Source organism: Pseudogracilibacillus sp. SO10305, assembly GCF_037072005.1.
Classification (GTDB): Bacteria; Bacillota; Bacilli; order Bacillales; family Amphibacillaceae; genus Pseudogracilibacillus; species Pseudogracilibacillus intestinigallinarum.
In genome coordinates this window covers 35,574-55,325 of sequence record NZ_JAXHDE010000008.1, presented here as the reverse complement: position 1 = coordinate 55,325, position 19,752 = coordinate 35,574, and the positions used below count along the sequence as shown (strand labels likewise).

Sequence of the window (19,752 nt, the reverse complement as noted above, 5' to 3'; positions counted from 1 at the left end):
CAATGAGACAAAAAATTACTTGTACTATAAATGGCGAAAAGAAAACTATCTATGTAAGACAAGCGACTATTTTATTAGATATGTTAAGGGATGAACTTGGGTTGACTGGTGCCAAACCTGGTTGTAAAAATGGCGATTGTGGAACATGTACAATTTTAAAAGGTAATAGACCAATGAAATCTTGTCTCATGTTAGCTGTTGAAGCAGATGGGGAGAACTTCACTACGATTGAAGGTTTAAAAGATACCCCGATACAAAAAGCTTTTCTTGAAAAATTTGCATTTCAATGTGGCTATTGTACATCCGGCTTTATTATGAATTGTCACGCTTTATCAATATGTCAGCCAAATGCGACCGCCTATGATATTAAAAATTGGCTACAATCTAATATTTGCCGTTGTACAGGTTATGAAGAAATTAAAGAAGCGATGTTGGAAGTATTACAAAATAGGCATTGCAATAGTAAAAAGATTTAAAACTATTAAGTGTCCAATTTTTGTGTATGTAGTCTATAAAATACATGCTTCCTTGATGAGTGCCATGATGTCCATTGATTATTCAGAGCCGTTATCTTATAATAAAATTGTTATGGGGCATTAGCTCAGTTGGGAGAGTATCTGCGTGGCACGCAGGAGGTCGTCGGTTCGAGCCCGACATGCTCCATTAATGGTAACGCTTGGTACGTAAAGTGCCGGGCGTTTTTGTTTATTACGTTTTTATATGTAACTTATAGAATCTATGCTATTAACCAGAGCATCCAATATTCTAAGTGAATTCTACGAAACTATTATATTTCGTTCATACTCACGTTGCTGAAAATTACTTTAATTTTGTGCTTTCTTAGTCTCCTTTTGTTTATAGTTTGTTTTTATCTTTAACGATCCAACTGATAGTCTCTCTACTTCAATCGTACCGTCTTCTAATTGATTCATTTTCATTTTTTCAGTTTACTTGTAGCTTATATGGGTTAATTCCGCAAGTTGAGGCATTTTTTTCCGTAAACTTGCGGATATATCAGTTAATTACGCAAGTTGAGGGCGATTTGCCGGTTTACTTGCGGATATATCAAGTAATTTCGCAAGTTGTGAGCGATTTGCCGGTTTACTTGCGGATATACCAAGTAATTTCGCAAGTTGTGAGCAATTTACCGGTTTACTTGCGGATATATCAAGTAATTTCGCAAGTTGTGAGCAATTTACCGGTTTACTTGCGGATATATCAAGTAATTTCGCAAGTTGTGAGCAATTTACCGGTTTACTTGCGGATATATCAGGTAATTTCGCAAGTTGTGAGCGATTTGCCAGTTTACTTGCGGATATATCAAGTAATTTCGCAAGTTGTGAGCGATTTGCCGGTTTACTTGCGAATATGTCAAGTAATTTCGCAAGTTGAGGGCGATTTACCGGTTTACTTGCGAATATATCAGGTAATTTCGCAAGTTGTGAGTAATTTGTCGGTTTACTTGCGGATATATCAAGTAATTTCGCAAGTTGTGAGCGATTTGCCGGTTTACTTGCGGATATACCAAGTAATTTCGCAAGTTTTCGTGAAAAAGCCGCCCCTCTTCCGAATATATAGATAGTATCTCAAGTTTTATCGTTTTTACATACGACATAAAACCAATTTTTATCACATCACGATTACCTCCCTTTGTATACATGCCAATTACTTATAAAACTACGATACTAATATTAACAGGACAATAAAATTAGTACATATTTTTCCCGTAACACTCCCACACCCTGCACATAAAAAAACGTGTTTCTTCAAAAAAGAAACACGCCAAAATTGCGAAACTTATGCTGGATTTACTTGTAATTCAATATCGATTGTGATGTCGTCGCCTACTAAGACGCCACCTGTTTCTAATGTTTGGTTCCACGTTAACCCGAATTCTTCACGTGAGATTTTTGTTCGGCCTTCAAATCCTACTACGGTTACGCCCCATGGATTAACACCTTCACCAGTACGCTCAACTTTGAAAGTATGTTCTTTCGTCGTTCCTTTCACTGATAAGTGACCAGTTACATCATATTCATCTTTTCCAGTTTCAACGATGTTTGTTGATTCAAATGCGATATTCGGATAATTTTCTACGTCGAAAAAATCTCCTGAGCGTAAATGATTATCACGGTCTTCGTTTTTTGTATCGATAGAGTTAACATCGATTTCAAAATTAATTTTTGCACCTGTTAATTCGTTGACATCTCCTTCAACAGATCCCTGTAAGTTACCAAAAGAGCCTCTAACTTTTGAAACCATCATATGTCTTACTGAAAACCCTACGTTTGTATGTGTTGTATCTACATTCCACTTTGTCATTGTTTCTATCCCCTTTTTTACATGTTATATATATCATACACAAAAATTATCTCTATTTCAATATATATGTTTTAAATATTTATCATCTTAATATAACCTAATTAAATATGTATGAATTGCATCTATGGACAAAAAAAGATTGAGACAAAACCGTCTGGATGTTGCACCCCAAACGCAAGCATTTCACTTTAACCTTAAGGGGGTACTACCCAAAACAATCTGTCCCAATCTTTTACATTTGCACGAATCCTCCGAATAAACTAATTAACAAAGCACTGACAAATCCGACCGTTAATGCTGCTGTTAATCCAATATAAAAAGGCTTCCAACCGATTCCTTTAAGCATCCAGAAATCAGTCGATAATCCGACACCAGCCATCGCCATTCCTAGTAAATATGTCGTTCCAAAATTACTTCCTTTCGTATATATCATTTCCCATAAAGACGTGTTTAACATTCCGAATGCAGCACCAGTACTATCTAATGTAGCATCTCCAATAGTACGAATGAGTGATAAACATAAAAAACCGATAACGAATAATGGAATAAATGTGTACCATTTTGGCACTTTTTCTCCTTTATTCGTCCCTTCTCCTTTAAAATATAAAAAGGAAACGAGAGGAATCATCACGATGATAAATAAATTACGGGTTAATTTTGTTACAGTAGCAACATCAATAACATCATCCATTTGAAACATCTGTGCATGAATCAATGCGGCACCAGTTACTTGTGCTGTATCGTGAATTGCTGTACCTAAAAACATTCCCGTTTTAATAGGGTCATCCCCAAATAAAAAATTAGCTAATAATGGATATAAGACCATTCCAGTTAACCCAAAAATAGTTATGTTAGCTACCGCATACGAAATTTCATTATCTTTCGCTTTCAAAACAGGGGCTGTTGCCATAATTGCTGTTACTCCACAAATACCTGTTCCAGTTGCAATTAACATTCCTAGACGGGTGGATTGTTGTAATTTTTTCGTTAAATAAATCGTTAAGAAAAATCCTGAAGCGATACAAGCAATAATAAGCGGAATACCTAATGCTCCCAATTTCACCGCTTCTACTAAACTAAGCCGCAAGCCTAACAAAATAATCCCGAAACGTAATAAACGTTTTACCGAAAAATTCATGCCGAATGTAAACATTTCCTTCAAACCAAATACATTTCGAACAATCATCCCGATAATAATTGCTACGAAAATTCCTGAAATTGGTGTATTACTTTCCGGTGCAATTACATTCATCTGCTTCATCATCACACCAATTAGTTCTGCTCCGTAAATACCGAGCATCATAACAACAAAGCAGAGGAGTAATCCTGGTAGTACTTTCATTATGTTCCTGTGCATTTTCTTCATCCCTCTACTATAAGTTCCAAACTCCCATTGTACATTTTAAGCGAAAAGTCCCTCTGATGTAAATGCCGTTCCGACATATTAAGCTAATATTTTTACGTCGTATAAAGATAAATGATATATTGAACGTATAAACGATAAAGGAGAATATACAAATGAAAATTGAAGTATGGTCTGATTATGTATGTCCTTTTTGCTATATAGGAAAGAGAAAATTAGAAGAAGCTATAGCCGACTTCCCTCATAAAGAGGATGTAGAAGTAATATTCAAAAGTTATCAACTGGATCCAAATACACCACGTTATAATGGACAAGATTATTATGAAACATTGGCAAAGAAATTCGGGTCGATGGAACAAGTGAAACAAATGACGAATCATGTAAAACAACAAGCCAACCTTGTTGGATTAGATTTTCAATTCGATACGATGAAACAGACGAATACATTTGATGCCCATCGTTTAGCAAAGTTTGCTGCATTAAAAGGAAAAGGTGCCGCTATTTCTGAAGCATTATTAAGTGCCCACTTTCTCGAGTCAAAAGATGTTGGCAATCTAGATGAATTAGCGGAAATTGCCGCTGCTGTTGGATTAGAAAAAGAAGAAGCATTAGCAACATTATGTAATGAACAAGCATTTCGCGAAGAAGTAGAAACGGATTTACAGGAAGCAACACAATTCCAAATAACGGGTGTACCATTTTTTATCATCAACCGGAAATATGCTATTTCAGGTGCACAACCGACAGAAACATTCACACAAGCATTACAACAAGTGTGGGAAGAAGAAAACAAAATGTCTCCATTACAAACAATTGGAAACAATGAAGACACTTGCGGTCCAGATGGGTGCGACATTCCAGAAAAATAAATACCTTAAAAAAGCTAGGAACAATTAGATGGAAATCTACTCTAATCGTTTCCTAGCTTTTAATTTTACTGTTCTATTTCTTCCCGTTCATAACCTTCTTCATAAAATTTATTATATCGAATTTTAAACTTTTGGAAAATGTACGTGATGAGTACTTTCAATAACGCATATCCTGGAATAGCTAAAATCATTCCGACCACTCCAAACAGTTTTCCAGCAACTAATAACACGAAAATAATTGTTAATGGATGAATTTGCATCGTCTTTCCCATCACATTCGGGGAAATAAAATGTCCTTCTAAAAATTGAACAACGGCCCATACAATTGCTAGTTTCACTAACAACCAAGGAGACGTTACGATCGCAATAATAATTGCTGGTGTAATCGCGATGATTGGTCCTAAGTACGGTACAACACTTGTCACCGCCGCAACGGAAGCTAAAATAATCGCATAGTCTAATCCGATGATTAAATATCCGATAAATAATAGTACTCCAATACAAAATGCGACGAGAATTTGTCCGCGAATATACGAACCAACTTGTGTATCCATTTGATTTAAAATTTCATGGATATCGTGGCGAAATTTTTTAGGGAATAAACGTAAACAATATTCTTTAAATTTCGTTGCATCTTTTAATAAAAAGAAAAGTACAAATGGGAATGTACCAATTGTAATCCCAATCGTCGTAATTGTTTGCGCAACACTCGCAACCCCATCAATCGCACTTCCTGCATTTGCCATAAGCTCTGCTGGTAAATCACCTAAGTTAGTATCAATCCAATCCATCGCCTCATCATAATACGGTTCTAAAATAGATTGATGTAGTAACCCTTGGATTGTCGCACTCAATGTATCCATATAATCAGGAAAATTAGCAGCAAATTCTTTCACTTGTCTAGTTATAATTGGAATGATAACAAATAATAGACCTGTGACGATTCCAGTAAAACCGATAATGATAATAATAATTCCCCACAACCGGTTAATTTTCACTTTTTCTAGTAAATTTACAATTGGGTTTAGTAAGTAGTACGCAATAAATGCAAGAATAACAGGTGGAACTATCGTTGATAATATAATAAAAATCGGCTGAAACACGAATGAAATTTTATTATATATCATGATGACAACACCTAATAACAATAATGTTAATAACCCGAAAAGTAGGTTTTTGCCACCGATAAACTTTATAAACCTTGAAGACATATTCATAAACATCTCTCCTAAAAAGTAAAAGATAAAGACAAAGCTATTATTCCCTTAATCTAATCTTTTAAACATGTAAACCCTATTGAGAATAGGGATTAGAGTAGTGGAAATTTTCAGTTAAAATGATATAATAATAGTAGAACCTATACTTAATACACTTCATTTTTCATTGAAAGGAGGAAATGAAATGGCACAAGACGATCGTAAAGTAGTCGAGAAAAAACAAGAAGTACGCCGTAAAGAAATTTCTAAAATGATTGGTGAAGGTGGTTTAGGCGCAGAAAAATATTACAAAATTAAAAAAGACGTAGAATCAGAAAGGAAAAAGGATAGTAACTAGTATGAAGAAACAGTATGTAGAATAAAGGGATGTACATGTACGAATATATCGTGTTGTATATCCCTTTATTTCTGTTTATTGTATATTTGCTTCAATCCATGCATATGCTTCTTCTTTTGTCGTTACTTCCTTGTTCAATGTAGCAATTTCTAATTGTAATAATAATTCTTTAAAATGTGCACCTGGTTTTAATCCTCTTAAAATTAAATCTGCTCCAGTAATGTATTGCTCCAGTTTTTTCCTGCTTTCAATATATTGCAAAATGACTTTCTCATTCTCAATGGAGGAAACAGATAGGATAAATAATAGTACGTCATCCTCAAATGGTTTAGCATAAGCGTGTATATCCCCGCTTCGTTCCGTTTGACGCCATCCATCCATGCGGAAAAACTCCTCCACAGCACGAACAAATTTCATTTCTTTTTTCGTCAAAGCAAACTCTTTTATTGCATCATGAAATGGAGGATTAAAAAATGGAATTGCGACATAATGGAACCAGTGAGGTTCCACATGCTCATACATATCAAATAATACTCGTAACTTCTTCACCCGTTCAATTACGTCAGATAGTGGGATGCCAACATTATATTGCTTCCAAAAATCTACGTCGTATAAGCGTATCATCGCTCGCGCAATATTATCTTCTTTAAAAATACGGATTAATTCATCGACAATTCGTTGGTTAGATAGATTACGCATCGTACTAATCGATTGTAAGGCTAATTGTTCTGTCTGTTTATCCATTAAAAATTCAAATCGCGTCTCGAAACGAACTGCACGTAAAATCCGCGTTGGATCCTCTACAAAACTTAAATTATGTAAGATTGTAATGTTTCCATCGCGTAAATCTTGTTGTCCATTATATGGATCCATGAGGTCTCCAAACTTCTCCCCAGTTAAACAAACTGCCATAGCATTAATCGTAAAGTCGCGTCGTTGTAAATCTTCCGCCACGTAAGATGATTCCACATCTGGTAATGAAGCTGGTCGATCATAATATTCTAATCTAGACGTCGTTACATCAATACTAAACCCATCCATTGTCTCCCATGTGGCCGTTCCAAAACTTTCATGAATGAGCACTTCTCCACCATGGTCCTCTGTCAGCTGTTTAGCAAAATCAATCCCGCTTCCTTCCACAACAATATCGATATCATCGTTTGGAACATGTAGAAATAAGTCGCGCACAATACCTCCGACTAAATAAACATCAATCTTTGCTTGTTCAGCAGTTTGGCGAATTTTTTCTAATAATGAGAACGCATCATGTTCCAGTTGTTCTTTCAGATCATTTTTCATATTCGTTTTTAACGGTTGATCCTTTCCACTTTCCTCCATTAAAGCTAATTCATGCATTTTTTCAATAATATTTGTTCGTGTAATAATTCCAACTAGCTTTCCATCACGAATCACAGGTAAACGTCCAATATTTCGTTCAATAATTAATTGCTGTATTTCCTCTAATGTCTTTTCTTCTGTTACGGTAATTAAATTCGTACTCATATATGCTTTTACAGGAGCATGTCCAAGTCCGTGATGATTTGCTTTATCCAAATCACGTCGAGTGACCATGCCAATTAATTTCCCTTCTTGTACAACAGGATATCCTGAATGGCCATATCGATACATTTTTCTTCCTGCTTCTTCAATAGTAGTATCAGGTGTCAATGTTTTAACAGGATATACCATCATATCTCGCACTGTTATTCCTGGTTTAGAAATCAAACCTAAGTCCTCTATTACTTTCGGCAAAATTTCCTCACAAGTCGAACGTTTTACCATCGCTGAACCGGCTTTTTCATGTCCACCACCTTCAAACTTCTTTAAAAGTGGCAATAAATTAATACGATCAGAACTTGCTCTTCCAACAATATGAACATGATTTTTCATCCCGACTACCGTAATGACTGCATCTGTATTTGTAATTTCTAATAAACGACTTGTAATCGTCGCCAACCCACTTTGGAAAAAGTCATAACTACTAGCCGCTACAACAATCTCTAACCCATCTATTGAACGGACATCCATTTTCGTAAATAAATCATTCAAAATGTGCTGCTGTTCTGGTAGTAAAACATGTTCAGAAAATTGATGGACCATTTCTAGGCTCATCCCATTATCCATTAAAAAACTAGCGGCCTTAAAATCACGTGCAGATGTAATATCATTCATAAACGCATTTGTATCCGTGTAAATACCAAGTCCAAATAATGTCGCCTCAAAAGAACTAATCGGAATATTTTGTTCGATCATTTTTTCAATCAATAATGTTACCGTTGCACCAACTGGCTCGATTTGGCGATCTGCATCATCGATATCTCCTTTTTTAGGTGGATGGTGATCAAATACAATGACATTTATTTTTGACATATCTAAGCTGTCCATATAAGAACCGATTCTTCTTCTATTTGCGACGTCGACAATAATCATATCTGTGACATTTTCCCAATTTACATCTTTTTCATCTGTAAACGTAAGTGTGTCACGATATATATTTAAAAACTGTCTCACTTTTGTCTCTTGTTTGTCAGATAAGACGACCGTTGCATCTGGGTATAACTTTTTTGCCGCATACAACGATGCTAACGCATCAAAATCCGTATTCATATGTGTTACGATAACTTGCAACATCCATCCCTACTTTCCTTCCAATTAATACTTTATATATTAAAATTCATATTTTTAGACATCGTTTAAATCCGTCCAATATACCTATCTCTATCATAGCATACGTTCCTTTTTTTGCTGCAAATAAGATCAATTATAATAAACAAAACACCCCGTCCTCCGTGCTTCATTTGGCTCCATTATCATAATTTGTCTAAATCGTTACACGACGTATAAATCTCCTATTATTTTCAAATAATAGTATGGACTTCATATCAATTTATGTTATACTTAAAGTACCAAATGAATAAAAAATGGTTAGAGTATACGAGAGAGACCAGAAATGACATTGCTTTGAATGAAGGCAATATTTTTCTGTGCTCTCTTTTTTTATGCATAAACTACATAAAGGAGCGAATCATACATGAGTTTTTCAAATTTAAGAAGAGCTGAAACAACAAGTAAATTAGCAAATGAAACGTTCGACATCGTTATTGTTGGTGGTGGCATTACGGGTGCTGGAATCGCATTAGATGCGGCAACACGTGGTTTAAAAGTGGCATTATTAGAAATGAATGACTTCGCAAGCGGTACATCCAGTCGTTCAACAAAATTAGTACATGGTGGATTACGTTATTTAAAACAATTTGAAATTAAAGAGGTTGCACAATTAGGGCGTGAGCGTGCAGTTGTATATGAAAATGGACCACACGTAACAACACCTGAGCGTATGTTACTTCCTTTCCATAAAGGCGGTACGTTTGGCCGTGTCATGACAAATGTTGCATTAACGATGTACGATAATTTAGCACAAGTAAAACGCAGTGAGCGTAAAGTGATGATTTCAAAAAATGCTGTCGTTGATAAAGTACCTTTTATTAAAGAAAAAGGATTAAAAGGTGGCGGTGTTTACGTTGAATATCGTACTGATGACGCTCGTTTAACATTAGAAGTCATGAAAAAGGCCGCTGAAAAAGGTGCGACGATTTTAAACTATGCACAAGTAACTGGGTTTGAATATGATAAAAAGAAAAAAGTGAACGGTGTACGCTTTTTAGATAAAGCAATTCATAAAGAAATAATCGTTCGTACAGATGTTGTCGTAAACGCAAGTGGACCTTGGGTTGATAAGCTACGTCATTTAGACTATGCAAAAGGGAAAAAGCATTTACAATTATCTAAAGGGGTTCATATTGTTTTTGATCAAGAAAAATTCCCATTAAAACAAGCAGTATATTTTGATACACATGACAAACGTATGGTTTTCGCTATTCCCCGTGACGGAAAAACATATGTAGGTACGACAGATGACTTCTATGATGGTAATGCGGAAGATATGCATGTGTTACAATCTGAGGTGGATTACTTATTAAAAGCAATTGCAGATATGTTCCCACATTTAACTTTACATGAAGCAGACGTTGAATCAAGCTGGGCTGGTGTCCGTCCGTTAATTTTTGAAGAAGGAAAAGATCCATCTGAAATTTCACGTAAAGACGAAATTTGGGAAGCTGAATCGAACATTATTACGATTGCTGGTGGAAAATTAACTGGATACCGTAAAATGGCAGAAACAATCGTTGACTTATTATATAAAAAATATGTACCGAAGAAAAAATTTGATCATGCAACATGTCAAACGAAACAATTACCAATTTCAGGTGGAGATGTTGGTGGATCAAAAGGTTTCACTACATTTAAAGAAACATGGATGCAAAAATTACAAGCTCTATCATTTACAAAAGATGAGGCTACTAATTTAATTGCTACCTTTGGATCAAATATTGATACAGCTATTTCCTATATTGATTACAATGATACAAATTTACCAAATGCATTATATGCAAAATTAATGTACAGTATTCACCATGAAATGGTCTTGCATCCAATTGATTTTATGTACCGTCGTACGGGAGATTTACTATTTAATATTGCAGAAGTGAAACGTCATAAAGCTGACATTATTGATGTTATGGCAAAAATTTTCGTTTGGTCTAACGATGTGAAGGTACTTTACACTAAAGAAGTCGATGCAGCTATCAAAAATGCGGAATCATTCCGTGCATCATAATTAATGAGACAAAAGCAATTAGGACAAAACATAATATGGAATTTTACGATTTTGAGAGGCTATACGTCTAAATTTAGATTTTAACTTCATCCGTTTTGGTTAATTAGTGGTTTCACTCGATATATAATCGTGTAAGAGGTTAGTGATTATATGCAAATATGTCCCATCGGAGATGTACTGTAGTTTTCAATAGTGTTGTAATACTAATTTTGGCTTTGCCAACCAGTGTTGTAAAATTATAACAATCATTCATAAAACAAGTGGTTTTCCCCCTTAGAGTTCGTTTTCACCGTTTTTACTTCTAAGGAGGAAATTCACTTGTTTTTTATTTATATGCAAAGATGGCACTAGTGAAGTGTGAAACTGTCCTCTTTACTTAGACAGTGTTTAAGTAGACTACCGTTCACCCTTATTTGCTTCAACTAGTTTAGCACACTTTATTACACACTATCTTCCGTGAATTTCAATTCCTTTAATTCCTTCAATCTCTTTTAAAGCATCATAATACGTGATAATGGAATGTTCCTTCGCCTCTATCAAACTTATAAAATCAATCCTTAGTTCTTTCTCCCGGTTATTAATTTTTATATTTCGTAGTTTCCCAATCACATTTTCTATTTCTAATAATGTTTGTTGAACATCTGTCGTTAATTCATCCATAAAAATCGTACACTTAACTTCTTGCTCACGTAATGTATGTGGTCCTAATTTTGTAACGATAAAAGGTAAAAAACGTATACTTATAACGATTAAAATTAAAGAAACCGCCACTTCTTTAAAGTAACCGGCACCAACTGCAATCCCGATTCCTGAAGCCGTCCAAACAATTGCGGCCGTCGTAAGCCCAGAAATTACATCATTATTTCTTCGTAAAATTACCCCTGCACCTAAAAAACCAATCCCACTTACAATTTGTGCAGATAATCGCATTGGGTCAGACCGAATAAATGGATTTTGTTCATTTAAAAAAGCCGTTTCAATCGATACTATCGTTAATAGACAACTTGTTACAGCAATTACGACACATGTTTTTAATCCAAGAGGTTTATGTTTTGCTTCTCGTTCAATCCCTAATACGACACCTGCTACTGTCGCAATGAGCAATTTTATGACCCAGTCACTCATTACACCCATCCTTTCTAATTCAATATATTCCTATATGATGCCATAAAAAAATGTTGTACAATAGAGATAGATAAAAAGATTACACGATTTTTATAATGTTAAAGGAGTCAATATACCGTGCAACAAATTACATCCATCATGGAACATTACTTCGGATATTCTACATTTCGCCCTGGTCAAGAGGCGACAATTTCACATATTATGGGTGATAACCATACATTAGCAATTATGCCCACTGGTAATGGAAAATCACTTTGTTTTCAGCTACCTGCGCTTGCCAAAGAAGGTACTGCCATCATTATTTCACCACTTATTTCTTTAATGAAGGATCAGGTAGACTCTTTAAATACTTTAGGCATTTCCGCTACATATATCAATAGTTCCCTAACATCGTTTGAACAACAAGAACGAATGGAACTTTTAAAACAACGTGCATTTAAATTTGTCTATATCGCACCAGAAAGAATTCAATCAGACTACTTTTTACGAACGATTAGTAACATAACTATTTCCTTAATTGCTTTTGATGAAGCACATTGTATTTCACAATGGGGGCACGATTTTAGACCGAGTTACCGTTCTGTCGTCCCAACATTGCAGCAACTAACGAATATCCCACTTTATGTTGCATTAACTGCTACAGCAACAAAAGATGTAAAAGAAGATATTCAAAAACTTTTACATATACACGATAATCATGTCGTTCAAACAGGATTCGAACGAAGTAATTTACACTTTCATCTCGTAAAAGGTCGGGATAAAACTTCTTACGTTGAGCAATTTTTAAGAGAGAGAAAAGATGAATCCGGCATTATATATGCAGCAACAAGAAAACAAGTAGACACCTTATATGAACGATTACATGGGAAAGGGTACAATGTTGCAAAATATCATGCTGGATTAGATGAACAAAGTCGGCAAAAAGCCCAGAACGCTTTTATACATGATGAATGCCAAGTAATTATTGCAACAAATGCATTCGGAATGGGTATAGATAAATCGAATGTTCGCTATGTTTTGCATTATGCTATGCCGATGAACATCGAATCTTATTATCAGGAAGCCGGACGTGCTGGGCGTGATGGTGAAAATAGCGATTGTGTTTTAATTTTTTCCAATCAAGATATTCAATTACAAAAGTTTCTCATTGAACAGTCTGAAATGGAAGAAGAAATGAAACAGCTAGAATATGAAAAGTTACAAGCGATGACGAATTATTGTTTTACTGGCCGTTGCTTAAGTACTTATATTGTCGACTATTTTACTAATATTCCCTCTAATACTCGTTGTGAAACGTGTAGTAACTGCCAAAAACACGGCGAAAAAGTAGATATAACCGAAGAAGCACAAATGATTTTATCTTGTGTAAAACGTATGAATGAAAAATTCGGTGTCAGCATGACCGCAAAAGTATTACGCGGTTCCAAAGATCGTAAGTTAATTCAATTCAATTTACATAAACTTACAACATATGGACTTTTATCTTCTTATACCGAAAAAGACATTACGGAAAAAATTCAATTTTTAATTGCTGAACAACTACTTTCGACGGAAGAAGGAATGTACCCAACTTTAAAACTAAACTATCAATCTGTCGCCGTTTTAAAAGGAGAAAAGACGGTAGAAATGTATACATTAAAAGTACCGACAGCTGACACAACTGATTTCGATGCAACATTATTTGGCGAATTAAGAGAACTTCGAAAAGTAATGGCGGATGAAAGGAACGTGCCACCATACGTACTATTTTCAGATGCGACATTACGTGATATGTGCCGTTACTTTCCAACAACAAAAGATGAAATGCTTGAAATTAAAGGGGTTGGAGAAAAGAAATATAGTCAATACGGAGAAACATTTTTACATGCGATTAATAAATGGAAAGAAAATAATCCGCATGTGAAAAAGAAAGTCCAAATTGGGACATCGATAAAGCGTCCAATTGCAAAACAAGTAGTTGACGATCCTGAAACACCGTCCCATATGCAAAGTTATCAATTGTTCCAGTCTGGTAAGTCAATCAAGGATATTGCAAAAATGCGGGATGTACAAGAACAAACAATTGAAAACCATTTATTTAAGGCATTTGACCAAGGACTTCCAATTGCTTGGGAAATTTTCTTTAACGATGAAGAAGAAAAAGAAGTATTACATGTATACGAAAATTTCGATGAGAAGAAATTGAAACCAATGAAAGAAGCATTACCAGATACATTCACATATACAAAAATTAAAGCTGTCTTAGCGAAAAATAAGCTTTTGTAAAAGGGAAAGAAACGACTACCACCCAAATGCTTCTCCCCTAGCGTTAGAACAAAAAAATCGTACGGCACATAAGCTCGTACGATTTTTTAGAATCATTATAATTATTATGCTAAACGGCTAATTCTCTCATCTAAATCTGGGTGTGTAGAGAATAACTGCATTGCCTTTTTAGCACCATTAATTTTCATTGTAGCTACTGCCGTATCGTCTTCGCCTGCTGTAGCACGATCTGCATATGCTTTTAAGCTTTCTAACGCATGACGCATTTTGTCACGTCCCGCTAAATCTGCTCCACCTTTATCTGCATGGAACTCACGATGGCGTGAATAGGCAAATACAACGATGCTTCCTAAAATGGAGAATAAAATTTGGAATACGATAATCGCGATGAAATGCACGACTGGTGCAATTTCTTCACGAACGAACTGTGATGCGATAAGCGCAACAATTCTAGATAAAAATACAACAAACGTGTTCACAACACCTTGTAACAATGTCATTGTTACCATATCACCATTTGTAATGTGTGCAACTTCGTGTGCGATAACACCTTCCACCGCATCATCATCCATTTCATCTAGTAATCCAGATGAAACGGCAACTAATGAACGTTTTTTCGATGGACCTGTTGCAAATGCGTTTACTTCTGGTGAGTTGTAAATTCCAACTTCAGGCATATATGTTAAACCAGCTGCTCTAGATAAGCGGTATACCTTTTCCACCACTATTTGTTCATACTCATTTTTGGGATTATTCGGATCAATAATCTCCACACCCATCATTCGCTTCGCAATCCAACGAGACATTGCTAATGAAATAAAGGAACCAGTAAAACCGATCACCGCACTAAATACTAGTAAAGAACCGTAGTTTATAGTCCCATTCTCTCCAATATAGTTCCCAATCGGTAAAACCGTGAAAATAATCGAGATTGTTAAAAGAACTAGTACGTTTGTTAATAAAAAGTAAAATATTCTTTTTGCCACGAACTTCTTCCTCTCTTTAATAATGTTTCTCTTATTCTACAACATTTCTATCATGAATAACATTACTTTCATGTAAAGTATCGTTAAATTTTACACGAATGCTAAAGAATCATGAATAAATCGTTTACGTTCTTCCCGTGGAATAAACTGACGAATATTGTACTCATCAAATCCTACTTGTAATTTATCATTCCCTAAAATAATCGGCTGACGTAATAATTTTGGATTTTTATTTACTAATGTATATAAATCATTTAATGAAATATTTTCTAAGTCTAAATCTAATTCTTTATATACGTTCGATCTTGTCGCGATTATATCTTTTGTACCTTCTTCTGTTAATCGTAAAATTTGTTGCATTTCTTTTTTCTTTAAAGGCTTCTTCAAAATATCGCGATATTCAAATGGAATATTATGTTCCTCAAACCACCTTCTCGCTTTTCTCGTTGATGCTGTTGATGAACCATATAGTTTGATTTTCATCATGAACCCTCTCTCTTTCCATTAATTAATTTGCTTTAAATCCTTTTTTCATTAAATTAATTTGTGTCGTAAAATTGTGTAGCACCTTTTCATTCGATATATCTACTGCATATTTACGTGCGATGTTCCCTAACATCATAGATAATAACATTTGAATCATATGAAATAATTCTTCATCATTTTCTGCATTTAACATTGTCGTATCGACGAGATCCCTTACTTCCTTATATTGTTCACTAAGTACGCTATAATTCATATCACTTAAAAAAGCACGTTCTGTCTCAAAATCTAAATGTAAAAACATATTTTTAAAAAACTGTTTGTCATTCGTCATATCAATACGAATAAGCAAATCCTCACATAAATCACTAACTGCATAAAATATATTCCCGTCATGCTTTTCTAATAAACGAATAAATCGTTTTCTTTTTTCATCTGCATACTGATTTAATATATAAAAATAAAAATCTTCTTTATCGTGAAAATATTGATAAAAACTACCGCGTGGAATACCCGCCTCTTTTACAATATTCGCAATGGAAGCTTCAAATAATGGAACTCGTGAAAATTCTTTTTCTCCCGCTTCAATTAATACTTCCTGTTTTTCTGTAGGTAAATTATAAAAAGTCTGTCTCGGCATCCAAGTTCCTCCTAAGTACAAAGTCAAAATGACACAATGTCACTTCCACTCTATTTCATTATAGATGACACGGTGTCATCTGTCAATAAAAAATGACCTTCTTTGACCAATATGTGGCGGAAAATTGACAAAAATAAAACACCTTATCATTTTTCTAACCAATGACAAAGTGTTTTTCGTTTTATTGCGCCATCCATTTCGGTGGCATGTTTTTATCCCAATAAATATTGCCTAGTTCATAATGTGTTTCAAACTGATCTTTCCCTAAATGATAATGGAAATTAAACCAGTATCCTTCTTGCGGTTTAAAATCTCGACGAACGTGAAACTTCGCAATTATCTTTTCGTCTTTTACATCATAAACATTAAATATTCTTTCGCCATATCCTTTTGCAGGGTTTTCCGTAATTTCATAAAACGGTAATCTATCTTCTCCCGCTTCTGTAAAGATAGATGTTAAAGTTTCTTCCATTTTCGGTAAAATTACTTCTTGAAACTCATTTTCTAGTTGATTTTCAATCTTCGGTCCAAATTTAACGCTCGTTTGTGCAATAGCTTTTTCCATTAATGTGGCAGCTACATCCTCTTCCTCAACATCATATGTAGTTATTTGCTCCGCAATAATATTCGCTTTAGACGAATCAAACGTCTTCTCTGCTTTTCCTACATGTGCATCTACATCAAATGACGGAACATATAAACCTAACGTTATGAAAGCGACGAATGCAACGGCAATTTTTCTCATCCAAATTTTCATCGTATCATCTCGCTTTTTATTTTATATATACTTAACTGTATCATTTCACAAGGAAAAATACATGATTTTTAGTCATATTTAATAAATTTTTAACATTCTATATAACTTTAGTAACTTTTCATAAACATAGCGAAATATATACGTGCGAATAAAATGATAATGTCCTCTCCCCCAACCTCATTATGACAACTACAACATAATCTGCTATACTAGAGTCAGAAATCTACTAGGGGTGCCTTTTTCGTTGAAGGCTGAGAAGAAGTACGTGATATTTCTAACCCTCGTGAACCTGATCTAGTTCGAACTAGCGGAGGGAAGTAGGAATCCATGACTTTTTTTGCAGTCGAACCAGATTCTTTCACGAGGAATCTGGTTTTTTTATGGGAAAATTTACGTATTATAACGTCATGTACATCCCTAAAAATAAAATAAAGGAGCAATTTTAATGAAAGATATTACATGCGCATTAACCATTGCAGGTACAGATCCTACAGGGGGTGCAGGAATACAAGCTGATTTAAAAACATTTCAAGAATTACAAACATATGGTATGAGCATTGTCACATCTGTCGTTGCACAAAACACAACAGGTGTTCAAGCAATCGAACATATATCTTTAGATATGATTGAACAACAACTAGATTCTGTGTTTTCAGACGTTCCTGTAGATGCTGTAAAAACAGGTATGATTGCGAACATTGATATGATGAAAATAATAAAGAAAAAACTCGACGGAAAAAATCTTCCACTCGTGATTGATCCTGTTATGGTTGCTACAAGTGGAGACCCTTTAATTAATGAAGAGGCCCGTGATTTTTTACGTGATGAATTACTAGCTTATGCGACCGTTGTTACACCGAACTTACCAGAAGCTGAATTTTTAACGAACATGACAATTTCGACATTCAACGATATGAAAAAAGCAGCCGAAAAAATTGTTCATACGTATGGAGCAAAAGCCGCGCTCGTAAAAGGAGGCCATTTAAGTAAAGATAACGATGCTACAGATTTCTTATATGATGGAAACGACATGCATGTCTTTACAAAGAAACGAATTGATACAAAAGATACACATGGGACTGGTTGTACGTATTCAGCAGCCATTACCGCCCATCTTGCACAAGGTCTTTCTTTATATGAAGCAGTGGAAAAGGGAAAAGAATTTATCCAAGCTGCCATTGAAGAATCTATTCCACTTGGCGCTGGTAGTGGGCCAACAAAACATTGGGCAATTAGAGGGAGACAAGTATGAACATTCATGAGAACATCATGAAAAAGGCCCCTCTCGTCCACTGTTTAACGAATAATGTCGTAAAAAACTTTACCGCTAACGGGTTACTCGCTATTGGTGCTTCACCTATTATGGCCGATAACCCGATGGAAGTTAGCGAAGTCGCTAAAAAAGCAGATGCTATTTTAATTAACACTGGTACATTAATGGATTCGGATATGGAAGCAATGCTTACTACTGGAACTGTTGCAAATAATCATCAAAAACCAATCGTATTAGATCCTGTAGCAGTCGGGTCCTCTTCTTTTCGAAAACAAGCTTGCCTCAAATTTCTAAATGCAATAAACTTCACTGTAATTAAAGGAAATGCAGGGGAAATGGCAGCATTAGTTGATGAAAAAGTGGCAATGAAAGGCGTTGATTCTGTCGATCCTCCAGTAGAAACAACAAAATTAATCGCTAATAAAGTAGCAACAACTTTCCAAACAATCGCTGTGATTACAGGTGAAAAAGATGTTATTTCAAATGGAAAAGAAACATATATAAATGAACACGGTAATGAAATGTTAACACGCATAACTGGTGCAGGTTGTTTATTAGGTGCTATTATTGGAGCGAATTTAGCTTGTGAGGTAGACCATTTTAAAGCAACCTATCAAATAATCGAATTTTATACAAAAGCAGCGGAGCGAGCAATTGCATCTTCAAATGTCCATGGTCCAGGGACTTTTCAAGTTCACTTTTTAGATGCATTACATCACATCGATTAGGAGCGAAAGAAGATGAACAAAAATGTATTACGAAAATACTTCATTATGGGAAGTCAAGATTGCCCCAAAGATAGAACACCAGAAGCGACTTTGCGAGAAGCAATTCAAGGTGGAATAACCATTTATCAATTTCGTGAAAAAGGAAGAGGCAGTTTACAAGGTGAAGAAAAAATTGCCCTTGGTAAAGCATTACGAGCAATTTGCAAGGAAGCAAATATCCCTTTTATAATAAATAATGATGTTGAATTAATGGATGTACTACAGGCTGACGGTATTCATGTTGGTCAATCAGATGAACCTGTTAAAAAAATCCGTGAAAAATACCCGCATAAATGGATCGGTTTATCCATTTCCAATATGGAGCAATATGAAAAAAGCTCGCTTGCATATATTGATTATATTGGTGCTGGACCTGTTTTTAGTACAACTTCGAAATCAGATGCACTGCAACCTGTTGGAATAGAGTGGATTCAAACATTAAGGAAACTAACCCCTCATATTCCCATCGTCGGAATTGGTGGTATCTCACCTGACAATGCCCTTCATGTGCTTCATGCTGGGGCGGACGGAGTATCAGTTATTTCTGCAATTACGAAGGCTGAAAACATTCAAAAAGCTGTACGTTCTTTATGAAAAAGTAAGAAGTTCGACCTCATTAAGTCATGTCTTTTAATCATATACAATGTATCATTTAAGCAAGATTTTAGTA

The 19,752-nt window shown here is 35.1% G+C and carries 17 protein-coding genes, 1 tRNA gene and 1 riboswitch; of the genes, 9 read left to right on the top strand and 9 right to left on the bottom strand.

What is annotated here, in order from left to right; all coding sequences use genetic code 11:
• Window positions 1–2: 2 nt before the first annotated feature.
• A complete protein-coding gene (locus SPD45_RS08070) occupies window positions 3–476 on the top strand; it encodes a (2Fe-2S)-binding protein (protein WP_336267234.1) in 474 nt (157 codons plus the stop codon).
• Window positions 477–590: 114 nt separating this feature from the next.
• Window positions 591–663: transfer RNA gene (locus SPD45_RS08065), tRNA-Ala, on the top strand.
• 1,134 nt (window positions 664–1,797) lie between these two features.
• On the opposite strand, the gene SPD45_RS08060 is transcribed toward SPD45_RS08065, so the two are convergent.
• Entirely contained in the window at window positions 1,798–2,322 is a 525-nt protein-coding gene (locus tag SPD45_RS08060) for a YceI family protein (protein WP_336267233.1), read from the bottom strand.
• 232 nt (window positions 2,323–2,554) lie between these two features.
• Window positions 2,555–3,679 carry a YeiH family protein gene (locus SPD45_RS08055; RefSeq protein ID WP_336267232.1) on the bottom strand — a complete coding sequence of 375 codons (1,125 nt, stop codon included), beginning with the start codon at window positions 3,677–3,679 and terminating at the stop codon, window positions 2,555–2,557.
• Between the two features lie 161 nt (window positions 3,680–3,840).
• Between SPD45_RS08055 and SPD45_RS08050 the strand changes: the two genes are divergently transcribed.
• Window positions 3,841–4,554 carry a DsbA family oxidoreductase gene (locus tag SPD45_RS08050; protein ID WP_336267231.1) on the top strand — a complete coding sequence of 238 codons (714 nt, stop codon included), beginning with the start codon at window positions 3,841–3,843 and terminating at the stop codon, window positions 4,552–4,554.
• A gap of 65 nt (window positions 4,555–4,619) precedes the next feature.
• Here SPD45_RS08050 and SPD45_RS08045 read toward each other — a convergent pair whose 3' ends face one another.
• Window positions 4,620–5,771 (bottom strand): AI-2E family transporter, encoded by a 1,152-nt coding sequence (locus SPD45_RS08045; RefSeq protein WP_336267230.1) that lies wholly within the window; start codon window positions 5,769–5,771, stop codon window positions 4,620–4,622.
• A 184-nt stretch (window positions 5,772–5,955) separates the two neighbouring features.
• Here SPD45_RS08045 and SPD45_RS08040 point away from each other — a divergent pair, with 184 nt between their 5' ends.
• Complete coding sequence (locus SPD45_RS08040; protein WP_336267229.1) at window positions 5,956–6,108, top strand: hypothetical protein; 153 nt, start codon at window positions 5,956–5,958, stop codon at window positions 6,106–6,108.
• Window positions 6,109–6,183: 75 nt separating this feature from the next.
• Here SPD45_RS08040 and SPD45_RS08035 read toward each other — a convergent pair whose 3' ends face one another.
• Window positions 6,184–8,736, bottom strand: coding sequence for a CBS domain-containing protein (locus SPD45_RS08035; RefSeq protein ID WP_336267228.1), 2,553 nt, complete (start codon window positions 8,734–8,736; stop codon window positions 6,184–6,186).
• Window positions 8,737–9,139: 403 nt separating this feature from the next.
• Between SPD45_RS08035 and SPD45_RS08030 the strand changes: the two genes are divergently transcribed.
• Entirely contained in the window at window positions 9,140–10,786 is a 1,647-nt protein-coding gene (locus tag SPD45_RS08030; protein WP_336267227.1) for a glycerol-3-phosphate dehydrogenase/oxidase, read from the top strand.
• A gap of 447 nt (window positions 10,787–11,233) precedes the next feature.
• Here the strand turns inward: SPD45_RS08030 and SPD45_RS08025 are convergent, their stop codons facing one another.
• Complete coding sequence (locus tag SPD45_RS08025; RefSeq protein WP_336267226.1) at window positions 11,234–11,911, bottom strand: MgtC/SapB family protein; 678 nt, start codon at window positions 11,909–11,911, stop codon at window positions 11,234–11,236.
• Between the two features lie 117 nt (window positions 11,912–12,028).
• Here SPD45_RS08025 and recQ point away from each other — a divergent pair, with 117 nt between their 5' ends.
• Window positions 12,029–14,176 carry a DNA helicase RecQ gene (gene recQ, locus SPD45_RS08020; RefSeq protein ID WP_442962007.1) on the top strand — a complete coding sequence of 716 codons (2,148 nt, stop codon included), beginning with the start codon at window positions 12,029–12,031 and terminating at the stop codon, window positions 14,174–14,176.
• Between the two features lie 104 nt (window positions 14,177–14,280).
• Here recQ and htpX read toward each other — a convergent pair whose 3' ends face one another.
• The 4 genes from htpX to SPD45_RS08000 form a co-directional block, all read right to left on the bottom strand.
• Window positions 14,281–15,162 carry a protease HtpX gene (gene htpX, locus SPD45_RS08015; protein ID WP_336267225.1) on the bottom strand — a complete coding sequence of 294 codons (882 nt, stop codon included), beginning with the start codon at window positions 15,160–15,162 and terminating at the stop codon, window positions 14,281–14,283.
• 90 nt (window positions 15,163–15,252) lie between these two features.
• On the bottom strand, window positions 15,253–15,645 hold the full coding sequence (spx, locus tag SPD45_RS08010; RefSeq protein WP_336267224.1) for a transcriptional regulator Spx: 393 nt from the start codon (window positions 15,643–15,645) through the stop codon (window positions 15,253–15,255).
• Between the two features lie 25 nt (window positions 15,646–15,670).
• Window positions 15,671–16,285: a TetR family transcriptional regulator gene (locus tag SPD45_RS08005; RefSeq protein ID WP_336267223.1), complete on the bottom strand. Its 615-nt coding sequence runs from the start codon at window positions 16,283–16,285 to the stop codon at window positions 15,671–15,673.
• A gap of 181 nt (window positions 16,286–16,466) precedes the next feature.
• The gene (locus SPD45_RS08000) at window positions 16,467–17,042 is read right to left on the bottom strand and encodes a YpjP family protein (protein WP_336267222.1); all 576 of its coding nucleotides are present in this window, start codon (window positions 17,040–17,042) and stop codon (window positions 16,467–16,469) included.
• A gap of 218 nt (window positions 17,043–17,260) precedes the next feature.
• Window positions 17,261–17,375, top strand: a riboswitch (TPP riboswitch).
• 112 nt (window positions 17,376–17,487) lie between these two features.
• Here SPD45_RS08000 and thiD point away from each other — a divergent pair.
• From thiD to thiE, 3 genes are read left to right on the top strand one after another with little or no spacing between them, the layout of a single operon-like run.
• Entirely contained in the window at window positions 17,488–18,294 is an 807-nt protein-coding gene (gene thiD, locus SPD45_RS07995) for a bifunctional hydroxymethylpyrimidine kinase/phosphomethylpyrimidine kinase (RefSeq protein WP_336267221.1), read from the top strand.
• Window positions 18,291–19,043, top strand: coding sequence for a hydroxyethylthiazole kinase (gene thiM, locus SPD45_RS07990; RefSeq protein ID WP_336267220.1), 753 nt, complete (start codon window positions 18,291–18,293; stop codon window positions 19,041–19,043). Before thiD ends, thiM begins: the two co-directional genes overlap by 4 nt.
• Before the next feature lie 12 nt (window positions 19,044–19,055).
• On the top strand, window positions 19,056–19,676 hold the full coding sequence (thiE, locus tag SPD45_RS07985) for a thiamine phosphate synthase (protein WP_336267219.1): 621 nt from the start codon (window positions 19,056–19,058) through the stop codon (window positions 19,674–19,676).
• Window positions 19,677–19,752: the final 76 nt, after the last annotated feature.